This window comes from Catenulispora subtropica (genome assembly GCF_039531675.1).
GTDB classification, from domain to species: domain Bacteria; phylum Actinomycetota; class Actinomycetes; order Streptomycetales; family Catenulisporaceae; genus Catenulispora; species Catenulispora subtropica.
On sequence record NZ_BAAAQM010000107.1, the window covers coordinates 1 to 13,125 of the forward strand.

Below are 13,125 nucleotides of genomic sequence, written 5' to 3' on the forward strand. Positions count from 1 at the left end.
GCTCGCGGCCCATGCCGGCCCACTGGCTGCCCTGGCCCGGGAACACGAACACCGCGCGGCCGACGCCGCCGGCGACCAGCGACCCGGAGGTGACGCCCGGGGCGCTCTGGCCGGTGGCGAGGCTCGCCAGCCCGGAGACCAGAGAGGTGCGGTCCGTGCCGCTCACCACGGCCCGGTAGTCGAACGCGGAGCGGGACGTGGCCAAGGACCACGCCACATCCGCGGGCTCCAGCTCCGGCCGCGCCAGAGCGAACTCCCGCAGCCGTCCCGCCTGCCCGGCCAGACCATCGGCGCTCCGGCCGGCGACCAGCCACACCGTCCGGTCCGACGGCGTCAGGATCGCATGATCCTGATGGTCGGCAGGGGCGATCTCGACGGCTTCGGCCGCACCGCCCTCCCCGTCGCCGTCCGCCTCCACCTCGTCCACGAAGTCCTCGGGACCCGGCGGCTCCTCCAGGATCACGTGCGCGTTCGTCCCGCTGATCCCGAACGACGACACCCCCGCGCGCCGCGTCCGCTCCCCCGGCGCCCACGGCACCGGCTCCTGGAGCAGCCGGACCCGGCCGGCGGACCAGTCGATGTGCGGGGAGGGCTCCTCGGCGTGCAGGGTGCGGGGCATGGTCTGGTTCTGGAGCGCCAGCACGGTCTTGATCAGGCCGGCGGCGCCGGCGGCGGCCTGGGTGTGGCCGATGTTGGACTTCACCGAACCGAGCCACAGGGGCCTGCCCTCGGGGCGGTCCTGGCCGTAGGTGGCGATCAGGGCCTGGGCCTCGATCGGGTCGCCGAGGGTGGTGGCCGAGCCGTGGGCCTCGACGACGTCGATGTCGGCGGTGGTGAGCTGGGCGTTGGCCAGGGCGGCGCGGATCACCCGCTGCTGGGCCGGGCCGTTGGGCGCGGTCAGGCCGTTGCTGGCGCCGTCCTGGTTGATCGCGCTGCCGCGGACCACGGCCAGGACCGGGTGGCCGTTGCGGCGGGCGTCGGACAGGCGCTCGACCACCAGCAGGCCGGCGCCCTCGGCCCAGCCGGAGCCGTCGGCCGCGGCGGCGAAGGAGCGGCAGCGGCCGTCGACGGACATGCCCTTCTGGCGGGAGAACTCGACGAACATCGTGGGGGTGACGATCACCGTCACGCCCCCGGCCAGCGCCAGGTCGCACTCGCCGGTGCGCAGCGACTGGCAGGCCAGGTGCAGCGCGACCAGCGCCGAGGAGCAGGCGGTGTCGACGGTGACGGTCGGGCCGACCAGGCCCAGGGAGAAGGCGATGCGGCCGGACAGCACGGAGGTGGCCATGCCGGTCAGCAGGTGGCCCTCGACCTCCTGCGACTCCTCGGCCGGTTTGAGGCCGTAGCCGGAGGCGTAGGCGCCGGCGAACACCCCGGTCGGGGAGCCCTTCAGCGACTGCGGGTCGATGCCGGAGCGCTCCAGCGCCTCCCACGCCACCTCCAGCATCAGCCGCTGCTGGGGGTCCATGGCCAGCGCTTCGCGCGGGCTGATGCCGAAGAACCCGGCGTCGAACTCGGAGGCCTGGCGCAGGAAGCCGCCGTGCCGGGAGTAGGAGGTGCCCATCCGGTCCGGGTCGGGATCGTAGAGGGCGTCGACGTCCCAGCCGCGGTCGTCCGGGAAGCCGCAGATGGCGTCGCCGCCCTCGGCCAGCAGCCGCCACAGCTCCTGCGGGGTGTTCACCCCGCCCGGGAACCGGCAGCCCATGCCGACCACGGCGATCGGCTCGTGCCGCCTGCGCTCCACCTCGCGCAGGGACCGGCGGGCCTGCCGCAGGTTCGCGGTCACGAGCTTGAGATAGTCCCGGAACTTGTCTTCGTTCGCCATATTCTTCGCCATCCCGTTAAGCCGGCGGCCACGACAACGTCGCCCTCAAGAATCGCGCACAACAGCGGGCCGACGCCCGCTGGAAAATGAACGTTCCACCAAGGAGCGAGCGGTTCTCACCGCTCGCTCAAGAGAATTCGCCTCCGTCGTTCAACCGCCGATTCCGCGCGGTTGAACACTCACTCCGCGACCTTCGTGCGCATGGTCCAGTGGAAGTGGATCTCCTCCGGGCCGTGGTCGCCGCCGCAGCTGCGGCGCTCGAAGTGCTCGTATCCGCCCTGGTGGACGACCTTGATCTTGTCCTTCAGCGGGCTGACCGACTGGATCCGGTGCATCTCCGGAAGGCTGCTGGGACCGCCCACCAGGATCGCGCGGACCAGGGTCTCGTTCGCGGTCTGCTTGGTGGCGTCCTTCACGGTGTCACTCATGGAAGGTCCTCCAATTCACGACTATATTCACTCCGGCGATGACCTTCGCCCCGACTGTAACGGGAAGCGGGCGGAGCGAGTAAGCATCGGCCTGAACACCGCTGATCGCCATTCCCGCGCGGGGTTTTCCGGCGCGCCCGGGGCGAAGCGGGGACCTCGGGACTCGACCGTCGCTGAGCCCTGATTCCGGCCGTGCCCCACTCCGGCTGTAGACCGCGCTCCTAGCCTTCGCCAAGATCGCCTGGCACGTCCGGGCGGCCGCTCGCACCTTGGCCGACAGCGACGGGAGCACCGAGGTGAACCAGCTGCTCATCGACGACGTATCCGTTCTCCCCCGGCCGGCCGGGACGGCCGGCCCGGCCACCCTCCTCGGCCCGGTCCCGCCGCGCCGGCCCCGGCCGGACTCCGAGCCGCGCACGGTCGCGGTCCCCCTCTCGCTGCTGCTGCCGGGGGAGTCCCCGCGGCTGGAGGGTCAGGACGCCGCCCACGTGGCCCGGCTGGCCGAGGTCGAGGCCCCGCTGCCGCCGATCCTGGTCGACCGGCGCACGATGCGGGTCATCGACGGCACGCACCGGCTGATGGCCGCCGCGGTCAACCACCGCCCGACCATCGACGTGGTGTTCTTCGAGGGCGACCCGGCGGACGTGTTCCTGCGCGCGGTGGAGGCCAACGTCGCGCACGGGTTCCCGCTGTCGCTGAACGACCGCCGGGCCGCGGCGCGCCGGATCATCGCCAGCCACCGCCACCTGTCGGACCGGGCGATCGCCCAGGTCACCGGGCTGTCGGCGAAGACGATCGCGATGCTGCGCCACCAGTCGGAGGACGACGCCACCCGCCCGACGAGCCGGATCGGCCGGGACGGGCGCGCGCGACCGCTGAACGGCGGCGAGCGCCGGGCCCGGGTCGCGGAGCTGATGACCGAGCGGCCGCACGCCTCGCTGCGGGAGCTGGCGCGGATCGCCGGGGTGTCGCCGGCGACGGCGAGCGACGTGCGCAAGCGGCTGCTGCGCGGTGAGGCGCCGTCGCGCACCGCGGCGGCGTCGGCCGCGCACGGCGGTGCGCACGGGGCGGCGGGCCGGGACCGCGCCGGCGCGTCGAGCCCCGAGCCGCCGAATCCGGCGCCGGTGCTGGAGAAGCTGGTGCGCGACCCGTCGCTGCGGCACACGGAGAACGGCCGGCAGCTGCTGCGGTTGATGCAGACGATCGCGATCGGCGTGAAGGAGCTGCCGGCTCTGGCGGTCGCGCTGCCGCCGCATTCGAAGGGGCTGGTGCGACAGCTCGCCGAGATCTACGCGCGGATGTGGCAGGAGTTCGCCCGCGATCTGGAGGACGAGCAGTAGCGAAGGAAGGAGCGCCGCGCGTCGTCACGCGCGGCGCTCCTCCCGCTCACGCGCGGCGGGTGTCCCGGCGATAGGCGGGGATCGCGACCGCGACCATCACCACGGTCCACGCCGCGACCACGATCCAGCCCTCGGCGGTCCAGCCGCCTCCGCCCTCGGCCACCTTGCCGGACTGACACAGCCAGTACGACGGCAGCAGCTTGATCACCTTCAGGGTCGCCCCGCTGTTGAAGAACTCGCCGAAGGCGCCGCCGAACAGGGCGAACACCACCACCAGGCCGCCGATCACCGCGGGCATCGACTCGGCCTTCGCCAGATGGCCGACCGTGATGCCCATGATGACGAACGGGATCAGGCCGAGCAGCAGCAGCCCGGTCATCTCCGCCCACCGCGAGGCCGACATCCGCACGCCGAACACGGTTCCGGCGGCATCCAGCAGCACCACGCACGGCAGCGCGACGAGGAACGCGGTGACCACCTTCGCGGCCAGGTACGTCCCCGAACGCAGCGGCGTGACGCGGGTCTGGCGCGTCCAGCCGCGCTGGCGGTCCAGAGCGATGCGGGTGGTCGGCGAGAACACCGCGAACAGGGCGCCGTAGGCGGCCATGCCGGTCATGAAGTAGAGCTCGAACGGCATGTTCTCGACCATCGCGTGCTTGCTCTTGTTGCCCGGTGTCACCGCGAGATAGAGCACCAGCGGCAGCGCCAGGGTCACGATCAGGAAGCCGCGGTTGCGGAAGGTCCGCAGGACTTCGAACTTCAGGTGCGTGCCGACGTTCACGAGTTCACCCCCGCGGTCTCGGCGCCGTCGGCCACCGGCGACGGGACCTCGGCGGGATCGCCGGGGGCACCGTCCTGCTGGTCGTCGGTCAGTTCCAGGAACGCCTCCTCCAGGCTGCCGCCGCGGACCTCCAGATCGCGGGCGGCCGCGTACCCGGACAGCAGCGCGCGCAGTGCGGTGTCGGCGTCGGCGCACGACAGGATCACGGTCTCGCCGTGGCGCTGCGCGCTGGTCACCCCGGGCAGGGCCGTCAGCCGCCCGGTCTCGACCTCCGGCAGGGTGGCGCGGATGGTGCGGGTCCCGGCCAGGGCCTTGATCTCCGTGGCCGGGCCGTCGGCGACGATCCGGCCGCGGGCGAGCAGCACGATGCGGTCGGCGAAGGCGTCGGCCTCTTCGAGGTAGTGGGTGGCGAACACGATGGTCTTGCCCTGCCGCGCCACTTCGCGCATGACGCGCCAGAAGTCGTTGCGCCCGGCGACGTCGACGGCGGCGGTGGGCTCGTCCAGGACCAGCAGGTCCGGGTCGCCGACCAGGGCGGCGGCGAAGCGGACCAGCTGGCTCTGGCCGCCGGACAGGCGCGTGGCCCAGCGGTCGGCGAACTCGGCGACGCCGGTCAGTTCCAGGACCTCCTGGACCGGGCGCGGACGCGGATAGTAGGAGGCGGTCAGCTCGACCACCTCGCGGACCCGGAGGTACTCGGGCTGCTGACCGCTCTGCAGCATCGCGCCGACCAGTCCGGCGCGGATCGCCTCGGAGGCGGTGCGGCCGAAGATCTCCACGGTGCCCGCGTCGGGCCGGGACAGGCCCAGCATGGCGTCGATCGTGGTCGACTTGCCGGCCCCGTTGGGGCCGAGCAGGGCCACGGTCTGGCCGGCGCCGATCGTCAGATCGATGCCGCGCACGGCCAGGACCCGCCCGTAGGACTTGGTCAAGCCGACGAGCCGGACCCCTGGTGGGGCCCCGTCAGGGAAACTCATAGTCACTCATTGTGACGGCACGGATCGTCCCGGAGTAGTGAATATCGGACGACCCTCGCGTGAGTTCCTCATATCAGGACCCGGATCGGGCAGGTCACGGTGGGCGGCTCCAGCCGGACTCCAGTGCCGCACCGCACGATGCGCCCATGACGACGGACCACCGGACGGGCCCGCGTGGACCCGAGAACCGTGCCGCCGCGGCACCCGCGGACGGCGTCACGAGCGTCCCCGGGGACGGCGTCTTCCTGCGCGCCACCGGTGTGCGGCTGCCGAGCCGGCTGCGCGTCGCGGACGCGTTGGCGTCCGGCGAGTGCGACGAGAGCCTGGTGGCCCGGACCGGTGTGGAGTCGGTGTCGGTGTCGACCGGGGAGTCGGCGGCCGAGATGGCCGTGGCGGCGGCCCGGCTGGCGCTGGAGCGCGCGGGGTCCGGGGCGGCGGACGTGGACCTGATCCTGCACGCCGACGTCTACCACCAGGGCCAGGACATGTGGCCGGTGGCTTCCTACATCCAGCGCGAGACGGTGCGGAACCGGGCGCCGGCGCTGGAGATCAAGCAGATGTCGAACGGCGGCCTGGCCGGCCTGGACCTGGCTTGTTCCTACCTGCGGGCCGACCGGAACCGCTCGGACGCGCTGCTGACCGCCGCGGACCGGTTCTGCCTGCCCGGTGTGGACCGGTGGCGCACCGATCCCGGCACCCCGTACGCCGACGGCGCCGCCGCCGTGGTGCTCTCGCGGCGCGGCGGGTTCGCGCGGGTGGCGTCGATCGCCATGGACTCGGACTCGGAACTGGAAGAGATGCATCGCGGGGACCCGGACTTCGGGCCCGCGCCCTTCAGTACCCGGATCCCCATCGACTTCGGGGCGGCCAAGCGGGCCTTCACCGAGCGGTACGGGATGTCGTTCTCCATCAGCAGGACGGCGGCCGGGCAACGCAAGGTCGTCAAGGAGGCCCTGGCCGGCGCCGGGATCGGCCTCGCCGACGCGCGCTGGGTGATCCTGCCGCACTTCGGGCGGCGGCGGCTGGACTCGATCTACTTCAAGCCGCTGGGCATCGACCCGGACCGCACCACCTGGGACTGGAGCCGCACCGTGGGACACCTCGGAGCCGCCGACCAGATCGCGAGCCTGGACCACCTCTCGGCCGCCGGGCGCCTCAGCCCCGGCGACTTCTGCCTGCTGATCTCGGTCGGGGCCGGCTACAGCTGGGCCGCGGCCGTCGTCGAGGTGCTGGAGCACCCGGACCGCTTCATCAACGCAGTACACCAATAGGAGCACCACGTGACCATGACCACGACGCCCAGCGTGTCCTCCCGCGCCGCGACGCTGGAGAACCTGCTCGGCTCGCTGGACGACCCGGCCAACCCGGTCGGGCGCGACGCGCTGCTCACCTCCGACGAGCACTGGGAGCTCGTCGGCGAGGGCGAGGAACGCCTGGCGGCGTTCGGGATCGGCGCGGAGCTCGTCCCCACCCGCTTCGGCGGCCGCTTCGAGACGCTGGACGGCCTGGGCCGGATCCTGCGGCCGGTGTTCCGGCGCGATCCGGCGCTGGGGTTCAGCACCGGCCTGCTCAGCTTCATCGCCTCCTCCATGGTCTGGCTGGAGGGCACCGAGGAGCAGTGCGGGCTGCTGGCCGGGATGCTGCTCGCCGACGAGCGCGTGACCTTGGTGCGGCGGGAGGAGTCGCACGCCAACGACCTCACCCGCGAGGAGCTGTCGGTGGCCCCCGAGCCCGACGGCTGGATCCTCAACGGCTCCAAGAGCGCGATCGCCAACGCCGACCGCGCCCGCGGCCTGGTCGTGATGGCCCGGCAGGAGGACGGCGAAGGCCCGGGCGCCTATTCGGTCCTGCTGGTCGACCGCGACGCCCTCCCCGACTTCTGCGTCGAGGAGCTCCCGCGGTACCCCACCGTGGGCATGCGCGGCTGCTGGTTCGGCGGCCTGGAGTTCATCGACTGCCCGCTGCCGCCGGAGGCCCTGGTCGGCGAGGCGGGCAAGGCGGTCCAGATCGGGCTGCGGGGATCGGGCCTGGTGCGCGGGCTCGTCGTGGCGACCCAGATCGCGTCGGGCGACACCATCCTGCGCACCGCCGTGCGCTTCGTGGCCGAGAACGGCGAGGCCGGGGAGCGCGGCCAGGCGTCGGGACACGAGACGACGGTGCTGGCGGGGGCGATGCTGGACACGCTGATCGGCGACTGCCTGGCGCTGGCCGCGTGCCGCGCGGTGCACCTGGTGCCGGAGGACTCCCTGGCCGTGGCGGCCGCGGCGGCGTACGTCGTGCCGAAGCTGCTGACCGAGGCCTCGGACAACCTGACGGTGGTGCTGGGCAACGCCCAGTTCATGACGACCGGGCCGTACGGCCTGTTCCAGAAGCACCTGCGGGACCTGCCGGTGACCGGCCTCGGGCACTCGGGCAGCGCGGGACGGCAGGCGACACTGGTGACGAACCTGCCCCGGTTCGCCGAGACCAGCTGGTTCCGCTCCCCCGAGCCGGATCCGGCGTTGTTCCAGCCGGACGGGGCGCTGCCGCCGCTGGCGCTGGAGCGGCTGACGAAGGTCGTCGGCGACACCGATCCGCTGGCGGCGGCCCTGCTCGGCGGAGCGCGGATGCTGGGCGCGCACGTGCCGTCCGGTGGTGATCGCCGACGGGTGGCCACGCTGCGGACGATGGTGGACCTGTTCGTGGCGGAGCTGGACAGCCTGCGGCGTGCGTGCGCCGAGCTCGGCGGGCAGGGGCGGCAGGCTCTGGTGACGCCGCAGAGCTACGCGTTGGCCGATCGCTATGCGCTGGTGTGTGCGGCGGCTGCGGTGCTGGGGGTGTGGCGCAACCAGCAGGACGAGGGCGGCGATGCCTTCCTGGCGGACCCGCGCTGGGCGATCGGCGCGTTGACGCGGTTGGGGAAGCGGCTGGATCTGGACCTGCCGGCGACCGCCGCGGATTATGAGGAGTGGGTGCTGGAGGAGGCCTTCCGGCGGTATCGGGCGAACCAGAGCTTTGATTTGTACGGTACGCGGTTGGCTTGAGAGGTGCTTGCGAGGTGAGATTCATGGCTGTTGGTCTGTGGGTTGAAATGCTGAATACGACCTTCGGCCATGGTGTTGAAAGCCCGCTGGAAGTCGCAGTTCCGGGAACGTATCCGGGTGCGTTGGCGGGTGGCGGCAGCGTGTAGGGGCTGCGGAAAGTCAAGGGTGGGCCTCCCGGCGGGGCCTCAGTTCCCTCGGGGAACTGGCGCGGCTTCCCGGGGGTGGCCGGGTCGGGCGGGGCGCTTGCGGTTGGTGGGGTGGTGGTTCGTTCCCCTCGGTCCCGTCGTCAGCCCCAAGGGGTACAGCGCCGAGCCCCGGGGGTCAAGTCCACGCCCTCACCTTGGGCACCTGACCCTGGCGGTTTGTTGTGCGTGGACTGGACCCCCGGGTCTCGGCGCTGTAAGGCAAGCCTCTGCCGACGTGACCGAGGGGAACGAACCAAAACCCCCGAAGGGTGTTGATGATCCCGGGGTTCGACGGCGACCATCGACTACGTCGGCTGCCGGACCGCCAGCCGCAAAGAACGGTCTTCGCCCTGGCCGGTGAAGAAGAACACTCGTCGAGGATCTCCTCCCATTCGGCGCCGTGGAGCTCGACTGCGGAGGGGCCTTGTCGCGATACCTTCACTTGACCTCGTGGTCGCAGGTCGCGTCGACAACGCCCTACGGAATCCACCCCGCCTCGGAGGCGATCCGGATCGCATCCACCCGATTCCGCGCGTTCAGCTTCATCACGATCGACGTGAGGTAGTTCCGCACCGTCCCCAACGACAGATACAGATGCGCCGCGATATCGCTCGGATCGGCGCCCTCCGCCGCCATCCGCAGGATCTCGGTCTCCCGCCGCGACAGCGGGTTCTCAGGGCTCTCCCACGTCGCCATCGCCAGCTGCGGATCGATCACCCGGCGGCCCGAGGCCACGTTCCGCACCGCGGCCACCAGGCTCGCGGGCGGGGCGTCCTTGAGGATGAAGCCGGACACGTGCGCCGCCAGGGCCCGGCGCAGGGTGCCGGGGCGGCCGAGGCTGGTCAGAATCAGGGTTCTGCACTGGGGCAGCTTCTCGTGCAGGTCCGCGGCCGCGGTCAGGCCGTCCATGCCGGGGAGGTCGATGTCGATCACGGCGACGTCGGGGCGGGTGCGGAGGGCTTCGGACACGATCTCGTCGCCGCGTTCGACGTCGGCGACGACGGCGAGGTCCTCCTCGAACTCCAGGAGGGAGATCAGGGCCGCGCGGAGCATGGTGACGTCCTCTGCCAGCAGCAGTTTGATCCGTCCACCCGTCACGCTCATCCTCCGCTGTTCGTCGCCGCGCGCGTGCGTGGCACCTCCGCCGTCAGCCGGAACCAGCGGTCCGGGCTGACACCGGCGGTCAGGGTGCCGTCGAAGGCCGACAGCCGGGTGCGCAGGTTGCCCAGGCCGCTGCCGGAGCGGGCCAGGGCGTCGTCGTCGTCCTGGTCGGTGACGCCGTCGTTGGCCACCTCGAGCCGGATCGAGGTGGGGGTCTGGGTGGCTCTGATACTACAGTGCTGGACTTTACTGTGTCGCAGAATGTTGGTCACACCCTCGCGGAGGGTGGTGGCCAGGACCGTGTCCAGGTCGGGGGGCAGGGGGCCGACGTCGATGTCGACCTTGGCGTCGATCTCGGCGGTCTCCAGCATCGCCTGGGCCGAGCTGGCCTCGGAGGTCAGGGACATCTCGCGGTAGCTGCTGGCCACCTCGCGGACGTCGGCCAGGGCCTGGCGGGAGGCCTGGAGGATCTCGGTCAGCTCCTTGCGGGCGCGGTCCGGCTGGCCGGGGACCAGGCGGTAGGCCAGTTCGCTCTTCAAGGTGATCGAGGAGAGGCTGTAGCCGAGCAGGTCGTGCAGGTCGCGGGCGAAGCGCAGGCGCTCGGCGACGACCGCCATGCGGGCCAGTTCGCTGCGGGCCGCGGCCAGTTCGCGGACCAGCTCGGACAGCCGGGTCAGGCCGAAGACGACCAGGCCGAGCACCATGGTCGAGATGATGTAGTACGAGATCCAGTCCGCCGTGTGGTACTTCATGGTCGCCACCGGGCCCATGCTCGCCACCACGGCCAGGAACGGGAACCAGGCGGTGGGACGGGGAAGCAGCAGGAGGATCGCCCCGGCCAGGGGGCCGGCCAGTCCGCCCCACAGCTGGTGCAGGACGAAGTACGGGAAATAGGTGATCACGGCCTGCGCCGACAGTGACAGCACCTTGAGCCACATCGGCCAGCGGCGGGCCCGGACGGTCATGTGCAGCAGGAGCATGCCGAAGCCGGCGAAGATGCAGACCAGCGACCAGGCGAACTTGCCGGTGTCGTGGTCGGCGGCGTTGTCCAGCCGGATGTTGATGACCCCGTTCACCACGAACGAGATCACGACCACGGAGAGGATCCGCCTGGCCAGAGCAGGTTGCGGAATGTCGCCGTCCTCCCCCGGGCCAGCCGGATCTGCAGTTGTGTCAGTCGGTGGCATACATAGAGATGATGTCACCATTCCCCCGGGTGTCAACTGTGGCAGGGTCCTGTTTTTCGCTTCTGACCTGGAGCTAAACCACTCCAGTGGCTGCTATTGGAGCGCAGTTCCCCCACGTTTCCCCTTCCGGTGGCCCGGGCGCCGGACGCACCACGCCGCGCGGCCGGCCCAGCACCATCGCCCCGACCCCGGACTCCACGCGCCAGTCCAGGTCCAGCACCCGCGAGGTGCGGTCGATGTCCACGGCGCCGAGCGCGCACACGCCCAGCCCCATCGCGGTGGCCACCAGGTACAGCGTCTGCAGCACCACCCCGGTGTCCTGCAGCACCAGCCGGTAGCCGATGCCGCTGTACTTCCAGAAGACCCGGCCGAAGCGCGCGGTGACCGTGATCAGCAGCGGGGGCGGGTTCTCCAGCTCGGCCGCCAGCTGCGCCTGCGCCAGCTGGTCGCACCGGTCCTGCGGTTGCGACGGCACCGGCACCAGCTCGTGCCGCAGCGCGTCGTAGGCGTAGACCCCGGGACGCAGTCCGCGGCACCGGGCGACGGTGACGTAGAACTCGAGCTCGTGCACCGCGCCGCCGGCCGGATACGGCCGGTCCAGCAGGTACCCGGCCTCCGCCTCGCCGCCGATCGCGTTCTGCGCCCTGATCCGCAGCGCCCGGAACAGCAGCTCCCCGAGTTCCTCCACGGTCGGCGGGTCCGGGTCGAAGCGCCGGTGCGAGCGCCGGCCCTCCAACACCGCCGTGAACGGGGCGTCGGCGGCCTGCACCTCCTTCAACTCCGGCCGGTACAGGGGGATCCGCCCGGTCCGCGCCCGCTTCTTCACCGCCGGCTCCGGGTTCGGCCCCGCCCCCAGCGGGTAGGTCGCGCCGAAGTCGCCGTCGTGACGCCCCAGCGTGCTGGCGGAGTGGAAGGCGAGATCGCCCGGCGGCCACATGCGCAGCACGGGGTCGTCGTCCTCGTCGAACACCGGGTTCGGCACCCCCTCCCGGCCCGGGACCGCGATCCCGGCGGCCAGCAGATACGACACCGCGGTGCGGACCAGCTCCGGCGGGCCGCCGACGAGCTCCTCCAACGCCTCCGGCGTCCGCGGCCCGGCCAGCGCCGCCACCAGCATCGCCGCCTCCGGCTGGTGCAGCAGCACCCGGTGCAGCGCCAGCGGCGACTCGGCGGTCAGCAGGCCGCCGACGGTCCGCAGGGTCGCGAACCGGGACAGCCGCACCGGCACGCCGTCGGCCACCGGACGCGGCCGGAAGCGCGCGGCGCGGGCGACCGGCTCCGCCGACATCAGGATCCGGCCGCCGCCCTCGGCCGCCAGCGAGCGCACCACCAGGTGCTCCAGCCGCCCCAGCGCCAGCATCATCGCCGCCCGCTCGGCCACCACCTGCGCCTGCGGGCGGCGCTCCACGTCGAGCACGTTGTCCAGCCAGATCGGGCCCAGCTGCATCCGCAGCAGCGAGTCGCGCAGCAGCGGCCCCGGCGACCGGACCACGGTCTCGCCCCACCGGCTGACCAGCGTCAGGGCCCGGTCCGCGGTCTCCACCAGCACGTCGGCCCGCAGTGACCACAGCTGCCGGACCGCCCCGCCGGTCTGCGGGGCGGTCGGCGACGGCGCGTCGGCTGCCATACGTGTCCTCGGCTTCGCGACCAGGGTCAGATGACCAGCGGGACCGGGTTGAGCTCCCGGTACTCGATCGGACGGGTGCGGCGGCCCAGCGCCACCGGGACGTCGAACAGCCGGCCCGGGGCGAACCGCGAGCGGGCCGGCCGCATCCCGGGGATCAGGACCTTGACGACCGGCATGCCGACGTCCGGCCGGGTCTGGTCCAGCACCAGCAGCTCCAGCCCGGCGGCGCGGACCATGGCGACGACGGCTTCGACGTCCTCGCCCAGGTGCGCCCGCGGCGGGAGCGCGGCCGGCCCGGACTCGGCGCCGGAGAGCACCGGCCGGTCCGGGTCGGGCCGGAGGTAGTCCGGCAGCCGGTGGCCCAGGGCCTGCCACCACCGCAGCTGTTCCAGCGGCGCGTCGGCGTCCGGACGGCCGGGACCGCCGCCGTGGCCGGACCGCCGCTCCGCCGCCGTGGAGTGCGTGGACGGCACTCCGGCGCCGGTGGGCGGCGGCATCACAGGGCACGGAGGCACCGGCGGGTACGGCGGCGGCGCCCACCCGGCCGCCGATGCCGGGGACGACGGCGGCAGCGGCAGCGGCGGGGCCGGCGGGGCGGGCCCCGGCGCGCCGGCAAGTCGGAGGCCAAGCGGGCTTAGGGAGACAAAAGGA

The 13,125-nt window shown here is 72.5% G+C and carries 11 protein-coding genes; 3 read left to right on the forward strand and 8 right to left on the reverse strand.

What is annotated here, in order from left to right:
- On the reverse strand, positions 1-1,825 hold a 1,825-nt coding region (locus ABD466_RS43795), incomplete at its 3' end, for a type I polyketide synthase (protein ID WP_344663244.1).
- Positions 1,826-2,004: 179 nt separating this feature from the next.
- Positions 2,005-2,253, reverse strand: a complete 249-nt coding sequence (locus ABD466_RS43800; RefSeq protein ID WP_344663245.1) for a DUF5988 family protein — start codon at positions 2,251-2,253, stop codon at positions 2,005-2,007.
- 269 nt (positions 2,254-2,522) lie between these two features.
- Here ABD466_RS43800 and ABD466_RS43805 point away from each other — a divergent pair, with 269 nt between their 5' ends.
- Complete coding sequence (locus ABD466_RS43805; protein WP_344663246.1) at positions 2,523-3,593, forward strand: transcriptional regulator; 1,071 nt, start codon at positions 2,523-2,525, stop codon at positions 3,591-3,593.
- A gap of 46 nt (positions 3,594-3,639) precedes the next feature.
- Here ABD466_RS43805 and ABD466_RS43810 read toward each other — a convergent pair whose 3' ends face one another.
- Both ABD466_RS43810 and ABD466_RS43815 read right to left on the reverse strand, forming a co-directional pair.
- On the reverse strand, positions 3,640-4,374 hold the full coding sequence (locus tag ABD466_RS43810) for an ABC transporter permease (protein ID WP_344663247.1): 735 nt from the start codon (positions 4,372-4,374) through the stop codon (positions 3,640-3,642).
- Positions 4,371-5,351, reverse strand: coding sequence for an ABC transporter ATP-binding protein (locus tag ABD466_RS43815; RefSeq protein ID WP_344663248.1), 981 nt, complete (start codon positions 5,349-5,351; stop codon positions 4,371-4,373). Before ABD466_RS43815 ends, ABD466_RS43810 begins: the two co-directional genes overlap by 4 nt.
- A gap of 146 nt (positions 5,352-5,497) precedes the next feature.
- Between ABD466_RS43815 and ABD466_RS43820 the strand changes: the two genes are divergently transcribed.
- Together ABD466_RS43820 and ABD466_RS43825 are read left to right on the forward strand one after the other, a co-directional pair.
- Positions 5,498-6,622, forward strand: coding sequence for a ketoacyl-ACP synthase III family protein (locus ABD466_RS43820; protein ID WP_344663249.1), 1,125 nt, complete (start codon positions 5,498-5,500; stop codon positions 6,620-6,622).
- A 15-nt stretch (positions 6,623-6,637) separates the two neighbouring features.
- Positions 6,638-8,374, forward strand: a complete 1,737-nt coding sequence (locus ABD466_RS43825; protein ID WP_344663254.1) for an acyl-CoA dehydrogenase family protein — start codon at positions 6,638-6,640, stop codon at positions 8,372-8,374.
- A 662-nt stretch (positions 8,375-9,036) separates the two neighbouring features.
- Here ABD466_RS43825 and ABD466_RS43830 read toward each other — a convergent pair.
- The 4 genes from ABD466_RS43830 to ABD466_RS43845 form a co-directional block, all read right to left on the reverse strand.
- Positions 9,037-9,657 (reverse strand): response regulator transcription factor, encoded by a 621-nt coding sequence (locus tag ABD466_RS43830; RefSeq protein WP_344663250.1) that lies wholly within the window; start codon positions 9,655-9,657, stop codon positions 9,037-9,039.
- Positions 9,658-9,659: 2 nt separating this feature from the next.
- Positions 9,660-10,757: a sensor histidine kinase gene (locus tag ABD466_RS43835; protein ID WP_344663251.1), complete on the reverse strand. Its 1,098-nt coding sequence runs from the start codon at positions 10,755-10,757 to the stop codon at positions 9,660-9,662.
- 163 nt (positions 10,758-10,920) lie between these two features.
- Entirely contained in the window at positions 10,921-12,474 is a 1,554-nt protein-coding gene (locus tag ABD466_RS43840) for a SagB/ThcOx family dehydrogenase (protein WP_344663252.1), read from the reverse strand.
- Positions 12,475-12,500: 26 nt separating this feature from the next.
- Positions 12,501-13,125: YcaO-like family protein (locus ABD466_RS43845; RefSeq protein WP_344663253.1), on the reverse strand; the 625-nt coding region annotated here is incomplete at its 5' end.